The organism is Pseudomonas fragariae (ex Marin et al. 2024), assembly GCF_059621105.1.
In genome coordinates this window covers 743,537-757,103 of sequence record NZ_CM184369.1, presented here as the reverse complement: position 1 = coordinate 757,103, position 13,567 = coordinate 743,537, and the positions used below count along the sequence as shown (strand labels likewise).

At 61.8% G+C, this 13,567-nt stretch carries 16 protein-coding genes; 8 read left to right on the top strand and 8 right to left on the bottom strand.

Annotation, left to right across the window (positions count from 1 at the left end; genetic code table 11):
* Window positions 1-77: 77 nt before the first annotated feature.
* Together AC54XV_RS03335 and AC54XV_RS03330 are read right to left on the bottom strand one after the other, a co-directional pair.
* A complete protein-coding gene (locus AC54XV_RS03335) occupies window positions 78-974 on the bottom strand; it encodes a PA4780 family RIO1-like protein kinase (protein WP_003318655.1) in 897 nt (298 codons plus the stop codon).
* Between the two features lie 244 nt (window positions 975-1,218).
* Window positions 1,219-2,022 carry an AraC family transcriptional regulator gene (locus AC54XV_RS03330; protein ID WP_496717864.1) on the bottom strand — a complete coding sequence of 268 codons (804 nt, stop codon included), beginning with the start codon at window positions 2,020-2,022 and terminating at the stop codon, window positions 1,219-1,221.
* Between the two features lie 85 nt (window positions 2,023-2,107).
* On the opposite strand from AC54XV_RS03330, the gene AC54XV_RS03325 reads away from it, so the two are divergent.
* Entirely contained in the window at window positions 2,108-3,136 is a 1,029-nt protein-coding gene (locus AC54XV_RS03325) for a bile acid:sodium symporter family protein (RefSeq protein ID WP_024650884.1), read from the top strand.
* A 7-nt stretch (window positions 3,137-3,143) separates the two neighbouring features.
* On the opposite strand, the gene AC54XV_RS03320 is transcribed toward AC54XV_RS03325, so the two are convergent.
* From AC54XV_RS03320 to AC54XV_RS03310, 3 genes are all read right to left on the bottom strand, one after another.
* Window positions 3,144-4,541, bottom strand: a complete 1,398-nt coding sequence (locus AC54XV_RS03320; RefSeq protein ID WP_152091831.1) for a DUF726 domain-containing protein — start codon at window positions 4,539-4,541, stop codon at window positions 3,144-3,146.
* A gap of 32 nt (window positions 4,542-4,573) precedes the next feature.
* On the bottom strand, window positions 4,574-4,852 hold the full coding sequence (locus tag AC54XV_RS03315) for a hypothetical protein (RefSeq protein ID WP_011266537.1): 279 nt from the start codon (window positions 4,850-4,852) through the stop codon (window positions 4,574-4,576).
* A 185-nt stretch (window positions 4,853-5,037) separates the two neighbouring features.
* A complete protein-coding gene (locus tag AC54XV_RS03310) occupies window positions 5,038-6,315 on the bottom strand; it encodes an acetyl-CoA C-acetyltransferase (protein WP_004407972.1) in 1,278 nt (425 codons plus the stop codon).
* Window positions 6,316-6,423: 108 nt separating this feature from the next.
* On the opposite strand from AC54XV_RS03310, the gene AC54XV_RS03305 reads away from it, so the two are divergent.
* The 6 genes from AC54XV_RS03305 (at window position 6,424) to AC54XV_RS03280 (ending at window position 11,083) form a co-directional block, all read left to right on the top strand.
* Entirely contained in the window at window positions 6,424-7,779 is a 1,356-nt protein-coding gene (locus AC54XV_RS03305; RefSeq protein WP_004407971.1) for a 3-oxoacyl-ACP reductase, read from the top strand.
* A 30-nt stretch (window positions 7,780-7,809) separates the two neighbouring features.
* Window positions 7,810-8,667, top strand: coding sequence for a MaoC family dehydratase (locus AC54XV_RS03300; protein ID WP_024638253.1), 858 nt, complete (start codon window positions 7,810-7,812; stop codon window positions 8,665-8,667).
* Window positions 8,668-8,788: 121 nt separating this feature from the next.
* The gene (locus tag AC54XV_RS03295; RefSeq protein WP_004407969.1) at window positions 8,789-9,094 is read left to right on the top strand and encodes a MazG-like family protein; all 306 of its coding nucleotides are present in this window, start codon (window positions 8,789-8,791) and stop codon (window positions 9,092-9,094) included.
* Complete coding sequence (locus tag AC54XV_RS03290) at window positions 9,091-9,840, top strand: methyltransferase domain-containing protein (protein ID WP_024638254.1); 750 nt, start codon at window positions 9,091-9,093, stop codon at window positions 9,838-9,840. Before AC54XV_RS03295 ends, AC54XV_RS03290 begins: the two co-directional genes overlap by 4 nt.
* Window positions 9,841-9,859: 19 nt before the next feature.
* Window positions 9,860-10,498 (top strand): DUF4136 domain-containing protein, encoded by a 639-nt coding sequence (locus AC54XV_RS03285; protein ID WP_011266533.1) that lies wholly within the window; start codon window positions 9,860-9,862, stop codon window positions 10,496-10,498.
* A gap of 18 nt (window positions 10,499-10,516) precedes the next feature.
* Window positions 10,517-11,083, top strand: a complete 567-nt coding sequence (locus AC54XV_RS03280) for a DUF4136 domain-containing protein (protein ID WP_110392665.1) — start codon at window positions 10,517-10,519, stop codon at window positions 11,081-11,083.
* 84 nt (window positions 11,084-11,167) lie between these two features.
* Here the strand turns inward: AC54XV_RS03280 and AC54XV_RS03275 are convergent, their stop codons facing one another.
* Genes AC54XV_RS03275 through AC54XV_RS03265 form a run of 3 tightly spaced genes read right to left on the bottom strand, consistent with a single transcriptional unit; the run spans window position 11,168 to window position 12,848 of the window.
* Window positions 11,168-11,758, bottom strand: a complete 591-nt coding sequence (locus AC54XV_RS03275; protein ID WP_004407958.1) for an LON peptidase substrate-binding domain-containing protein — start codon at window positions 11,756-11,758, stop codon at window positions 11,168-11,170.
* 14 nt (window positions 11,759-11,772) lie between these two features.
* Window positions 11,773-12,489, bottom strand: coding sequence for an LrgB family protein (locus AC54XV_RS03270; RefSeq protein ID WP_011266531.1), 717 nt, complete (start codon window positions 12,487-12,489; stop codon window positions 11,773-11,775).
* Window positions 12,486-12,848: a CidA/LrgA family protein gene (locus AC54XV_RS03265; protein WP_004407954.1), complete on the bottom strand. Its 363-nt coding sequence runs from the start codon at window positions 12,846-12,848 to the stop codon at window positions 12,486-12,488. Before AC54XV_RS03265 ends, AC54XV_RS03270 begins: the two co-directional genes overlap by 4 nt.
* A gap of 203 nt (window positions 12,849-13,051) precedes the next feature.
* On the opposite strand from AC54XV_RS03265, the gene AC54XV_RS03260 reads away from it, so the two are divergent.
* A complete protein-coding gene (locus tag AC54XV_RS03260) occupies window positions 13,052-13,507 on the top strand; it encodes a MaoC family dehydratase (RefSeq protein WP_011266530.1) in 456 nt (151 codons plus the stop codon).
* Window positions 13,508-13,567: the final 60 nt, after the last annotated feature.

The following is a 13,567-nucleotide window of genomic DNA, read 5'->3' as shown; positions in this document are numbered from 1 at the left end:
GTGGTCTTACTTACTGCATCACTCGACGGAGCGCCTGCCACACGCACTCCCTGTGGGAGCTTGCTCGCGAAAGGGCCTTACTGCATCCACGGCGGCGGTGGCTCTTCGGTGGATTTGCTCGGTGGCGCGTCGTCTGCCGCGCGAGCTGCCTGGCGGCGGGCTTCGTCGAGGCGGGCGGCTTCGATTTCGCGCAGTACGCCGCCCACATCGGCTTCGTCCTCCGGCTCATCGAATTCACCGGTCAGCACCGTGGCGGGCGACAAGGTGCCTGCCTCGTAGTACGACCACATCTCCTTGGCGTATTTGGTCTTTCTGAGCTCCGGCGCGAATCTGCCGAAGTACAGCGCCATGTTGCCGACGTCGCGCTCCAGCATGCTGAACGCGTGGTTATTACCCGCGGCATCGACCGCTTGCGGCAAGTCGATGATGACCGGGCCGGACGGCGCCAGCAGCACGTTGAACTCGGACAGGTCACCGTGCACCAGACCGGCACACAGCATCAGCACGATCTGCTCGATCAGGAACGCGTGATACTCGCGCGCCTGATCAGGCTCCAGCACGACGTCGTTCAGACGCGGCGCTGCATCGCCATACTCGTCAGCTACCAGTTCCATGAGCAGCACGCCTTCCAGGAAGTCGTACGGCTTGGGCACCCGGACACCTGCGCCGGCCAGACGAAACAGCGCAGCCACTTCGGCATTCTGCCAAGCGTCTTCGGTTTCCTTGCGCCCGAACTTCGAGCCCTTGGCCATGGCGCGGGCCTGACGGCTGTTGCGTACCTTGCGACCTTCCTGATACTCGGCCGCCTGACGGAAACTGCGTTTGTTAGCCTCCTTGTAAACCTTGGCACACCGCAGCTCATTGCCGCAACGCACCACATAAACAGCTGCCTCTTTACCACTCATGAGCGGGCGCAGCACCTCGTCGACCAGACCGTCTTCGATCAGGGGTTCAATGCGTTTAGGAGTTTTCATCAGCTTTTATTGTGGGTCCTTTGTTGCCAGATACGCGATTGTTGCCGTTATACGGCAATCCTCCGCCAGCGAGTAGGGGTAACCCCCTGTGGATTGAAAGGTTTTTTAAGAAAAAACCACGCAATCCCCCGGTTTAAAGCACCTTTCGTGCCGTACAGCCGGTGAAAGATATTCCGGGACAAAACATGTAAAAGCAGAAAAAACAGCGTTGGATGCACTCGTTAGTGCACAAGGCATCCACGCCTTACTTGAACAAGTCACCGGGGGTATGGCCGAACAACCCCTTGAACGCTGCGATGAACGCTGACGTCGAGTCATAACCGCAGGCCAGCGCGGTCTGCGTCACACTGGCGCCCTCTTCCAGTGCAGACAGCGAAGACAGCAGCCGTGCCCGCTGCCGCCAGCCACGAAAGCTCAATCCGGTTTCGCGCTGAAACAGGCGCATCAGGGTCTTCTCGGAGGTCCCGAGGCGGGCGGCCCAGTCGTGCAGGGTGATCAAGCGCTCCGGCTCTTCGATCAACTCATTGCACAGCCCCAGCAAACGCGGATGACGTGGCAACGGCAGTGAAAAACCCACTTCGGGCAGTTGCGCCAGTTGATCCAGCAGCACCTGCACCAGCCGCGCCTCATGGCTGTCCTGCTCGGGATAATCCACGGGCAACAGGCAGAAGCTCTTGATCAGCTCGCGGGCCAGTGGCGTGACTTCCAGTACCCTGCAGCGCTGCGGTGCCCACCCCGAATCTGCCGTGCGAATGTACAGGCTGCGCATTTCGGCGCGCATCGAGGTCACCACCTCATGCTCGAGCCCGGCAGGCACCCAGACGCCCCACTGCGGCGGAGCAAAGAAACTGCCCTCGGCGGTATGCACACCCAGAACCCCGCTGATCGCGTAGGAAAACTGCACCCAGTCGTGGCGATGGGGCGGCGTCCAGGAACCGGCGCTGAGACTTTCGGCACGGGCATACAGCGGGCGCGGCAGGCCGGACAAGGCCGGTATCTGCCGTTCGCCTGTGAGCTGTCGCTGATTGATCTGTCCGTTACTCGGCATCTTATGGCCTTATGTCGCAAGACGGCTATGGAGCAACAGAGTAGCCTGCACGCCTCTCTGTTTACAAAAGTTCTCCGGACCCCGTATGCAATCACTCAAACACTTCAAGCGCGTCGCCACTGACTGGTTCCTCTGGGGCATGGTGCTGGCGACGGTACTCGCCTACTTCTTCCCGCGTTTCGGGGCTACCGGCGGCAGCATGCACGCTGAGTACGTCATCAAGGTCGGCGTGTTCGTAGTGTTCTTTCTGCATGGCGTGAACCTGTCCAGCGAGCAGATCAAGAAAGGCCTGACCAACTGGCGCCTGCACGTGATGATCCAGGTCTTCACCTTCGTGGTGTTCCCGCTGATCTGGCTGGCGTGCAACAAGCTGCTGGGCTCGCAGGTGCCAGCGCTGCTGATGCTGGGCTTCCTCTACCTGTGCGCCCTGCCCTCGACCATTTCCTCCTCTGTGGCGCTGACCGGCAGCGCAGGCGGCAATGTCCCGGCAGCGATTCTCAATGCCAGCATGTCCAGTGTCATCGGGATTTTCATCACCCCGTGGCTGGTCAGCCTGGTGGTCGGCACCGGCGCTGGCGGGATCGATCTGGGCGATACGCTGCTCGACCTGTGCGCCATGCTCCTGCTGCCACTGGTGCTTGGCCAGTTAATGCGGCCGCTGCTGGGCAAGTTCTTCGCCCGTCACAAGAAATACACCAACCTGATCGACAAGCTGGTGATTCTGCTGCTGGTGTATGCGGCGTTCTGCAACTCGATGATCTCCGGCATGTGGCAAAGCCAGGGCAACAGCGTGATCCTGACCGCGTTCATCGGCACCGCGCTGCTGCTGGCGGTGATCCTGTTGATGACCACCCGCACGGCGCGGGTGCTCAAGTTCGATCATGCCGACAAGGTCGCGGCGGTGTTCTGCGCCACCAAGAAGTCCCTTGCTGCAGGCGCGCCGATGGCTGCGCTGATTTTCGGCAGCAATCCGGGGCTTGGCCTGATTCTGTTGCCGATCATGATCTACCACCCGATGCAGCTGATCGTGTGCTCGATCATCGCCGAGAGCTACGCCAGTCGTCATCGCCAGCAGCTTTCGGCCGCCGCCCTGGAAGAAGCTCGCGCCGCGTGATTGCGGCTTACATCAGCGCGTCATCATCCAGCGTGACGCGCGCGTAGAAGACGATCGCCACGGTGGGGATCAGTGCGGAATAACCCGGTCGCAGCGCAGTGCCGAAGTGCGTCAACAAGCGTTGCACCGGGGCCTGGCGAATTGCACCGAGCAAGCCCTTGACCGCGACGGGCGCCTCGTCGGGCTGCGCGGTCTTGAAAAACGCCGCCACGGTCAGGCGCTCGGCCAGTGCATCGACATGCGCGGCATAGATATCCCAGCTCATCGCGCGGACACTGGCACGCGGCATCTGCACCAGCGGGTGCGCGCTGTTGAACGCATGGCGAAAGAACGTTCTGAGCAGCAGCTCTTCCACTTCGACCACTGTCGCGCACTGGTGCAGCGCATCGCCCAGACCGTATTGCCGCGCCAGCATGCCCAGCACTCGCGTATAGGGCACGCCACGACGCCGGGCGGCATTGATCAGAAAGTGCCCGGCGACCAGCTGGAATTCGCGCACGAAGGCGTAAGTGCGGTCCGCTTCAGTGGCCTTGAGGCGCGTCCAGCGGCTGCTACGCAAATGCGTGATGGCCGCCTCCAGCACGTAGTCCGGCGAACGGGCCAGAACGCTGTGCAGCCAGACGTCCTGCAGGACCGGGTCGCGAGTCATTGTCGGTAGCACCGCAACGCCGGTTTCCAGCCCTTCACAGCCACTGAAGCGAGTGGCAATCAGCACTTCCTGCAAGCGCTGCCAGTAATGGTGATGGCGATAACCCCGCATGCGCACATTCTCGAAGTGCTCGACCGGCGTACGTCCCAGGCTCTTTTCGCCCAGATTCAGCAACAGCACATGATCTTCCGTGGAGTACGCATTGATCAGTCGTCCGCTGATTTTCTGCTTGAGCCGCTCGGCCTCGGCAGCATCGATGCGTACGGCAGCGGCCATCAGCAATACGTCGCCCACCACCAGCCCGTGTTCGGGTGTCTGCTGCAGCTCCTTGAGCGCGCTGACCAGCAGCCGGCCGCCCAGTGAATGGCCGATCAGGTTGACCTGCCTGACGTCGGGATGATGTTCGAACAGGTAGCGATCCAGCTGCGCCAACAGCACCTTGCCCATGTCGCGGGCACGGTTGCGGATACGCGCAAAGTGAACGACCCGGTCCCCCGCCAGCGCCGCCGCGCCCGCGAGCGGGTGCACACGGGCAGCCGCCATCAGCAGGCCACGGGAACGGTTGTCCATCTGGGTGAAATGGCTGGATGGCCAGAACGCCAGAATGTTCACACTCTGGCGCAAGGCGCCGGGGATGCTGTTGGCCAACAGGCGTCGGTCATCCAGATCATGCCCTGACGAGTAGCCGTGAATGAAGACGTTGGCGACCTCGCCCGAGGTCTTGGGCAGGGTCAGAAACTTGAAATGATTTTCCACGTTGTCCTGTCACACATGGGCGGATTGCACGCTCAATTGCTGGCGATGAAGCGCTTGGCGATCAGTACGATCAGTCGCAGGCAGAACATGATACCGGTCACCGCGATGACCCATTTGGCCACCAGCAGGAAATAAACCTCTATTTCATCGGAGACCAGCCCCACCAGCAAGCCCATCCCGCCGATCAGCAAACCGATCAGCATCAGCCCGATATAAGGCCTCAGCCAGCGAGTGCGCGCGCCTTTGTCGAACAGATAGAACACGGTGCCGATCAGAATCAGCAGTACCGATACGCCAATAATGAACCCCATGCCTTACCTCAACGTTACAGGCCAATAATGCTGATTGATCATCCCACGCACGGGTGTGACACGGAGCGCCACGACATGCATTCCCACGCCGGAGCGTGAGGAACGATAGTCGTCAGGTAGACCGCGATAGTGCCCATGCTCTGCGTAAGTCAGTTGTGGATTATGCCCATGACCCCAGCATTTGCCTAACGCTCCAGAATCGCCGTCACGCCCTGGCCGCCTGCAGCACAGATGGAAATCAATCCACGTCCGCTGCCTGCCGCATCCAGCAGCTTGGCCAGGTTGGCGACGATGCGGCCTCCGGTCGCCGCGAACGGGTGGCCGGCAGCCAGCGAGCTGCCCTTGACGTTCAGTTTGCTGCGATCAATCGACCCCAGCGGCGCGTCCAGGCCCAGACGGGTTTTGCAGTAGTCGGCGTCTTCCCAGGCCTTGAGGGTGCATAGCACCTGCGCGGCGAAGGCTTCATGGATTTCGTAGTAATCGAAGTCCTGAAGGGTCAGGCCATTGCGGGCCAGCAGACGCGGAACGGCGTAGACCGGCGCCATCAGCAGCCCTTCTGCACCGTTGACGAAATCCACCGCTGCGGCCTCGCCATCACGCCAGTAGGCCAGCACCGGCAGGCCCCGCTCGCGAGCCCATTCCTCGCTGGCCAGCAACACCACCGATGCGCCATCGGTCAGCGGTGTCGAATTGCCCGCCGACAAGGTGCCCTTGGCGCTGCGCTCGAACGCGGGCTTGAGGCCGGCGAGCTTTTCAAGCGTCAGGTCCGGACGCAGGTTGTTGTCACGGATCAGCCCCAGATACGGCGTCATCAAATCATCCTGCCAGCCCTCGGCGTAGGCCGCGGCCATTTTCAGATGGCTCTCGAGCGCCAGTTGATCCTGCGGCCCGCGCTCTATGCCCCAGGTCTGCGCCATCAGCTCGCAATGCTGGCCCATCGACAAGCGCGTGCGTGGCTCGCCGTTACGCGGCAGCTCCGGTTTGAGGTGGTGTGGACGCAACTGCATCAGAGCCTTGAGCTTGTCACCGGGCGTCTTGCTGCGGTTTACCTGCAGCAGGATCTTGCGCAGCCCCTCGTTGACGCCGATCGGGGCATCGGACGTGGTGTCCACGCCACCGGCAATGCCGCACTCGATCTGCCCCAGAGCGATCTTGTTGGCCACCAGCAACGCCGCTTCCAGCCCCGTACCGCACGCTTGCTGAATGTCGTAAGCCGGGGTCTGTGCCGAGAGCCGCGAGCCGAGCACGCATTCGCGGGTCAGGTTGAAGTCTCTGGAGTGCTTGAGCACCGCGCCCGTCACCACCTCGCCCATGCGCAGCCCGTGCAGATTGAAGCGCTCGATCAGCCCTTCCAGAGCAGCCGTGAGCATGTCCTGATTGCTGGCCTTGGCATAAGGGCCATTGGAGCGCGCGAACGGAATGCGGTTACCGCCGACGATGGCGACCCGACGAGGATGCGTCATGGAAAACTCCCTTTCTTCAAGCGAATGAATGAGCCGTGTCGATCGCAAGAACAAACGTCATGCCACCGTGGTCCATTCCTTTGAACCCCGACTTCAGGAGAGTGTTCCATGCCGTCAGATCGCTATATTGATTTCGCCAACTCCGACATGGGTCGGCGCCTGGTGAAGGCCGTCGGTCTGCCCGCCCCCACTCACCTGGAGCGCTGGCAGGCCGGACGTCTGCGCCCCGTCGAAGGGACCTTGCTGATCAGCGCAGGACCGCTGGGGGATCAGGTCCGCCAGTTCGCCAGCCGCCTGACCGACTCGCTTTACAGTTTCGGCAGCGACATGCCCGGTGCCACGACGTGGGTGTCCAACCAGGGTCCGCGCCTTAAGGCAGTGGTTTTCGACGCCAGCCAGATCCTGCGCACCGATCAGCTCAGGCAGTTGCGGGACTTCTTTCAGCCGCTGCTGCGCAATCTCGATCACTGCGCGCATGTGGTCATTCTCGGCAAGGCACCCGAGACACTCACTGATCCGCTGGCGGCCAGCACTCAACAGGCCATCGAAGGCTTCAGCCGCTCGCTGGCCAAGGAAGTGCGCAATGGCGCAACGGTCAAGTTGCTGCAGGTGGATGACGACGCGCAGGATCAACTGGAGGGCGCCCTGCGCTTCTTCCTCACGCCCAAGGCTGCGTTCATCTCCGGCCAGTTCGTCCACCTCAGTGCCTGCCCGAGCAAGGTGCAGGACTGGACCCGCCCGCTGGCCGGGCGCAAGGCAGTGGTGACGGGCGCGGCACGCGGCATCGGCGCGTCAATCGCCGAGACCCTGACCCGTGACGGCGCGCAGGTCATCCTGCTGGATGTGCCGCAAACCAGGAACGAGCTGGAAGCACTCGCCTCACGGCTTGGCGGTCAGGCCCTGGCGCTGGATATCTGCGCGGCGGATGCCCCGGCGCAGTTGCTCGAACACCTGCCCGACGGCGTCGACATACTGGTGCACAACGCCGGCATCACGCGCGACAAGACGCTGGTCAACATGCCGGAAGATTTCTGGGACTCGGTACTGGCGGTCAACCTCAGTGCGCCGCAAGTGCTGACTCAAGTACTGCTCGACGCGGGAGCCTTGAAGGATAACGCGCGGATCGTGCTCATGGCCTCGATCAGCGGTATCGCCGGTAACCGCGGGCAAACCAACTACACCACCAGCAAGGCAGGTCTGATCGGTTTTGCACGGGCCATGGCCCCCGGGCTCAAGTCACGCGGCATCAGCATCAACGCCGTCGCGCCGGGCTTCATCGAAACGAAAATGACCGCGCACATGCCGTTCACCCTGCGTGAAGCCGGGCGGCGCATGAGTTCGCTGGGTCAGGGCGGCTCGCCACAGGACGTTGCCGAAGCGGTGGCGTGGTTCAGCCAGCCGGGCAGCGGCGCGGTGAGCGGTCAGGTTCTACGTGTATGTGGTCAAAACGTGATCGGGGCTTAAGCACCCGCATCGAATTCAAGGAGATGGATGATGACGGCTCACTGGCGCTACCTCAATTCCCTGCAGCCCCTGTCCAACCTGTTCATCCAGGCAGCGCTCAGGCGCAAGGTCACCGGGATGCAGCTACCCGATCTGGGCTTGCGCAGCTGGATTGCGGTCGATACCGACAAGCTTGAAGCGTACCGCAAAGTGTGCGGATTCGAAGAGAGCAGCCTGCTGCCTCCGACCTATCCGCACGTGCTGGCATTTCCGCTGCAAATGCAATTGATGACCTCCGAGGACTTTCCGTTTCCTCTGCTGGGGCTGATTCACCTCGCCAATCGCACCCGCACGCATCGCCCACTGGGCGGTGTGAGCCAGTTGTACATCAGCGTTCAGGCTACCGATCTGCGCCCGCATGCCAAGGGGGCGACGTTCACCCTGGTCACCCAGGCCGAAGACGGCATGGGGCTGTTGTGGGAAGAAGAAAGCACCCTGCTGTGCACCGCCGTGCATCTGGAAGACAGCCCGGTAAGCTATCCGGAAGCCGAGCCGCTACCGCTCAGCGAACTGCAACACTGGCGGGCGACGGCGCAGATAGGCCGCGAGTACGCCAAGGTGTCGGGCGACTACAACCCGATCCACCTCAGCGCCCCCAGCGCCAGGCTGTTCGGTTTTCCACGCGCCATCGCCCACGGCATGTGGCTCAAGGCCCGGGCGCTCGCGGCGCTGGGCGAGCATTTGCCGGCCTCGAATGTCGAGATCAGCGTGCAGTTCCAGAAGCCTGTACGCCTGCCTGCCGACGTGACGCTGTCGGCCAGTGCCGCCGGCTCGCAGGGCCAGTTCCGTGTCGAAGGCCAGGAAGGCATCGTGCATATGGTCGGTAGCTGGCAGCCTGTCAGCGAGTGACGCACAGCCCGATGAACACCTCTGACGGGAGCCCTGCTCCCATCAACGGCTGAACAAACCTCAACGCCCACTTGCCTGGCGACCCGTTCCCCCTGAAGCTATGCGTCTTCAGGAGAGCATGATGAACCTCGACGAGTTGACCCAACGCCTGCACCGCATCCGCGACCAGAATGACTGGAAACAATTTCACAGCCCGAAAAACCTGGCTATGGCTGCCAGTGTGGAGATGGCCGAGCTGGTGGAAATATTCCAGTGGCTGCGCGAAGACCAGTCCCGCGAGCTGCCTGCCGACCAGTTGGAGCACGCCGGCCAGGAAGTCGGCGACATTGTCCTCTACCTGTTGCTGCTGTGCAGCGAACTGGGCCTGGACATGGACGCGGTGGTGCGTAACAAGCTGGCTGACAGCGAGCGGAGATTTGCCAAGTGAGTGATCGGCATTTCGACCAGCTGGCGACCCGTTTTGCAGAAAAGATCTATGGCGGTGCCAAGGGTGCCATTCGTCTGGCAGTACTGCAGGCCGACCTGACCGAGACCCTGCCCGCGCGACCGCTTCGTGTACTGGATATCGGCGCCGGGCTGGGCCACATGTCGTTATGGCTGGCCGAACAGGGTCATCAGGTGACCCTGGCCGAACCCGCCGAGCCGATGCTCGAAGGCGCACGCCAGCGCTTCGCCGATGCCGGACAGACGGCAACCTTCATTCAGGCCCCGTGGCAGGCGCTGCCCGAGTTACTGAGCGACACTTATGATCTGGTGCTGTGCCACGCCGTGCTGGAATGGCTGGCCGAGCCGCACAGCATCCTCCCGGTGCTGCGCCGGCTGACCAAGGACGATGGCTGGCTGTCGCTGGCGTTTTACAACCGCGATGCCTTGGTCTATCGCAACCTGCTGAAGGGCCATTTCCGCAAGATGCGCAAAAATGACATGGCCGGAGAAAAACAGAGCCTGACGCCCCAGCAACCGCTCGACCCCCGGGAACTGGCGGCGCAACTTGAAGGCCTGTGGCAAGTCGAAACGCGTAGCGGGGTGCGGGTATTTCACGATTACATGCCGGTTGAATTCCAGGCTCGGGCCGAGCTGACGGATCTGCTGGAAATGGAACTGGCGCATCGGCGTCATCCAGCCTTTGCCGGGCTGGGTCGATACCTTCACTGGATGTGCCGTCCGGTCTGACATCACTGCGGAGCCCACCATGAAACACCGTTCTGCCTTGTTTGCCGTGCTGCTGGGAACCGCTCTGCTCGGGATCAGCGCCTGCCAGAGCGACAACCCGTATGTCGCCAGCTCTCTGCCCATGCCTCCCGCCCCCGCGCAGGCGGCAAGAACGCTGGACATGAGCGCCTACCCTGCGCCGCCGCGTGACTATGGGCGTTATCGCTCCTGGGGCTGGCTCAACGGTCAGCTGCCGCCCGGTACCGCATGGGTGGATTCGGCGCAGGTGGTCGAAGCCGTGAGCAACGGCCTGGACCAGCGTGGCTTGCGACCGGCTCGCGGCAATCAACCGGCAGACCTGTACGTCGCTGCCACGACCCGGCAGGAAACCCGGCTGCGCCAGGTGCGGGAAGATTACGATCCCTACTACGGGGGCGGCATGGGCTATGGCCGCTACGATGGCTACCGGCCCGGTTATGGCGGCTACGCCAGTGTGCCGGTGGTGCGCACCTATCAGGAAAAGGTCATGGTGGTGCAGATCAACCTGATCGACGCGCGCAGCGGCCAGCCGGTATGGAGCGCCAGTGCCGATGCGCGCGCCAGCAACAATCTGGCCGACCGCAGCAGTGCATTGCGGCAGGCCGTGCAACAGGCTCTGGCGGCCTACCCGCCTTCGTAACCCTTTCGGAGAACTGCCATGTTTCGCCGTATCGTTCTGTTGACCTGTGCCGTGTTGCTGACGGCCTGTCAGAGCAACTCGATCAATCGCGACTTCGATGCCCAGCGGGATTTCGGCGGCTATCGCAGCTGGACCTGGAAAGAGCCCGCCGTTCAGTATCAGCCCGACAATGATCCACGGCTCAAGAGCGACCTGACCGAGCAGCGCCTTCGCCAGTCGATCGGCGAGCAACTGGACCAGCGTGGATTACGCATGGCCGCAGCCGGCGCCCGGCCGGATTTGAAAGTGCAGGCCTGGCTGATCGTCGAAAACCGTCAGCAGACGGTCAGCACCAACTATGGCGGGGGCTGGAGCCCCTGGGGCGGTTATGGCTACTGGAACGGGCCGATGAACACCGAAACCCGCAGCGTCGACTACAAGGTCGGCACCGTGCAGATCGATATGTTCGACGGCAAGGACGGCAAGCTGGTCTGGCGTGGCAGCACAGAGCGCATCCTCAATGACAACGCCGGCAGCCCGTCCGAACGCGATCAGGCCATGCGCACTACGGTGGCGAAAATTCTGGAGCAGTATCCACCGCGCTAACCGCGACAGACGTGCCGATGCTCTGCGTCGGCATGGCGTTCCAGACGCTCTGCTACCCTGCGCAATGAACAGCGCAATCCGGGCTCAGGCCTGCAGATCGCCCTGCATTTCATCGAGCAATTCCTGAATCGCGTCGAGACGCTCTTCGGGGTCGTCGATTTCCAGCAGTTCCACTTTGTCTTTTTCGGTGAACGGCAGCAGATAGGCAAGCTGGTTGGACAACGCGTATTGCCCACCGGCAGACACGCCCATGTTCAAGGAAGCCACCATTGGATGCTCGGCCAGCGCTTCGAGCAGGGCCACAAGGTCGGCGTCTTCCTCCTGCAGCGGGCGCTCCACGGGCTCTTCAAGCCACTCGACCTCGGCCACCAGCAGTTGATCGCGCTGAACCTCAGTGGCGACAACCCGGAAGCGACGCCCCCCGACCACACGAATGCCCAGCAAGCCGTTCTCCTGCTGCTGAAAATCCATGACCAGCGCTTCGCAGCCGATCAACGAATGGCCGTCCGGCGCGGAGCCAACTTCACTTCCCTCGGTGATACACACCACACCGAACCCTTCCCCCTGCTTCATGCAGCGGCCGATCATGTCCAGGTAACGGGCTTCAAACAGCTGCAGATCAAGCACGCACCCTGGAAACAGCACAGCATTCAGCGGAAACAATGGCAGCGTCATAGAAAAGCCTCCTTTTAAATGGCCAGCGACATTGCCAGCGGCAGGAACAACGCCGTCGCAACGCCCATCAGACTCATTGCCAACGCAGCAAAAGCCCCCGTTTCTTCCCCCTCCTGCAATGCCACGGATGTGCCTACCGCATGCGCGGTAAGCCCCAGCGCCATGCCTCGGGCAGCAGGATTGTCCACCCCGATCAGTGACAGCAGACCGGGGCCGAAAATGGCACCGAATACGCCAGTAATCAACACAAAAACAGCCGCCAGGGCGGCAACCCCGCCGATCTGCTCGGCGACCAGCATGGCGATGGGCGATGTCACTGATTTGGGCGCCATGGTCATCAGAATCATGTGGTCGGCACCGAACAGCACCCCGAACCCCACGCACAAACCGGTGGCAAACACCCCGCCGATTACCAGCGTAGTCAAGACCGGCCAGAACAACTGGCGGATCCGTCGCATATTCAAATAGAGCGGGACCGCCAGCGCAACGGTTGCAGGCCCCAGCAGCGTGCCCAGAATCTCGGTGCTTTTGCGGTACTCGGTGTATTCAAGGTCGCAGAACAGCACGATCCCGATCACCACCACCATCGAGACCAGCACAGGCTGCAGAAAAAGCCAGCGGGTTCTTTCATAGGCGGCCATCGCCAATTGGTAGGCACTCAGGGTGATCGCGATGCCGAAAAGCGGGTGATGAATCACCGACAGCCATGCACCGTGCCAGTCAAGACTCATGGCAACTCCCGGCGCTGGGCCTGACGCTTGATCAATGACTGCATCAGCCAGCCGACAAAGACCACGGAAATCATCAGCGACAGGGTCAGGGTGCCAAAGATCGCCCAGAAGTCTTCGGCAATGGCCGACGCGTACACCATCACCCCGACCGCAGGCGGCACCAGCAGCAACGGCAGATAGCGCAGCAGACTGCTGGCCGCCATGCTGATCGGCTCGCTGACTTCACCGCGCCACATCAAATACGCCATAAGCAGCACAAGGCCGATGATCGGCCCTGGCAAAATCGACAGAAACAGGTGGTTGAGCGCGGTCCCCAGCAGTTGGAACAGCACCAGCCATGTCAAACCCCTTAACAGCATGAAGACTCCAGCAGATAAACGAACCCGGCGAACGATCGGCGTCATTATAAACACGCTGCGCCAGAGGTCATGAGTGGGTATTCGCATTGCTGCAGTTGCTTGACCGGCCAGCTCCCCTCTGCTGATCTGGTGATTCGCCTGCACGCATTGGCTGCTGCGGGCAGTGGCCGTTCAGTACACCCTCATCAGACAAGGAGAGCAGTATGCCTTCTGTACCCGTCACAGAACTCAGGCAGTACATCGGCAAGGACGCAGGCTATTCAGACTGGCTGACTATCGACCAGCAGCGTATCAACCTGTTCGCCGACGCCACAGGGGATTTCCAGTTCATCCATGTCGACCCGGTCAAAGCGGCGCAGACGCCGTTCGGCGCGACCATCGCACATGGCTTCCTGTCGTTGTCGCTGATTCCCAAGCTCATGGAGGGCATCATGGTACTGCCCGAAGGCTTGAAGATGGCGGTCAATTACGGGATGGACAGTGTGCGCTTCGTTCAACCGGTGACGGTCAACTCGCGGGTGCGTCTCAAGGTCCAGCTGACCGACGTGAGCGAGAAAAAACCCGGCCAGTGGTTGCTCAAGGCAACGGCCACGCTGGAGATCGAAGGTCAGGAAAAACCCGCTTTTGTGGCCGAACCTTTAACGTTGTGTTTCGTATAAAGCGTTTAAAACATGAAACAGTCGTAACAGACTGTTTCATCCCGTTGACTCGCTGCGGCA

Coding starts and splice junctions, on each gene's coding strand:
- AC54XV_RS03335 (WP_003318655.1), bottom strand. CDS start 974: ATGAAAACTCCTAAACGCATTGAACCCCTGATCGAAGACGGTCTGGTC.
- AC54XV_RS03305 (WP_004407971.1), top strand. CDS start 6,424: ATGCCGTCAGATCGCTATATTGATTTCGCCAACTCCGACATGGGTCGG.
- AC54XV_RS03260 (WP_011266530.1), top strand. CDS start 13,052: ATGCCTTCTGTACCCGTCACAGAACTCAGGCAGTACATCGGCAAGGAC.
- AC54XV_RS03330 (WP_496717864.1), bottom strand. CDS start 2,022: ATGCCGAGTAACGGACAGATCAATCAGCGACAGCTCACAGGCGAACGG.
- AC54XV_RS03310 (WP_004407972.1), bottom strand. CDS start 6,315: ATGACGCATCCTCGTCGGGTCGCCATCGTCGGCGGTAACCGCATTCCG.
- AC54XV_RS03285 (WP_011266533.1), top strand. CDS start 9,860: ATGAAACACCGTTCTGCCTTGTTTGCCGTGCTGCTGGGAACCGCTCTG.
- AC54XV_RS03325 (WP_024650884.1), top strand. CDS start 2,108: ATGCAATCACTCAAACACTTCAAGCGCGTCGCCACTGACTGGTTCCTC.
- AC54XV_RS03270 (WP_011266531.1), bottom strand. CDS start 12,489: ATGAGTCTTGACTGGCACGGTGCATGGCTGTCGGTGATTCATCACCCG.
- AC54XV_RS03275 (WP_004407958.1), bottom strand. CDS start 11,758: ATGACGCTGCCATTGTTTCCGCTGAATGCTGTGCTGTTTCCAGGGTGC.
- AC54XV_RS03300 (WP_024638253.1), top strand. CDS start 7,810: ATGACGGCTCACTGGCGCTACCTCAATTCCCTGCAGCCCCTGTCCAAC.
- AC54XV_RS03315 (WP_011266537.1), bottom strand. CDS start 4,852: ATGGGGTTCATTATTGGCGTATCGGTACTGCTGATTCTGATCGGCACC.
- AC54XV_RS03280 (WP_110392665.1), top strand. CDS start 10,517: ATGTTTCGCCGTATCGTTCTGTTGACCTGTGCCGTGTTGCTGACGGCC.
- AC54XV_RS03295 (WP_004407969.1), top strand. CDS start 8,789: ATGAACCTCGACGAGTTGACCCAACGCCTGCACCGCATCCGCGACCAG.
- AC54XV_RS03265 (WP_004407954.1), bottom strand. CDS start 12,848: ATGCTGTTAAGGGGTTTGACATGGCTGGTGCTGTTCCAACTGCTGGGG.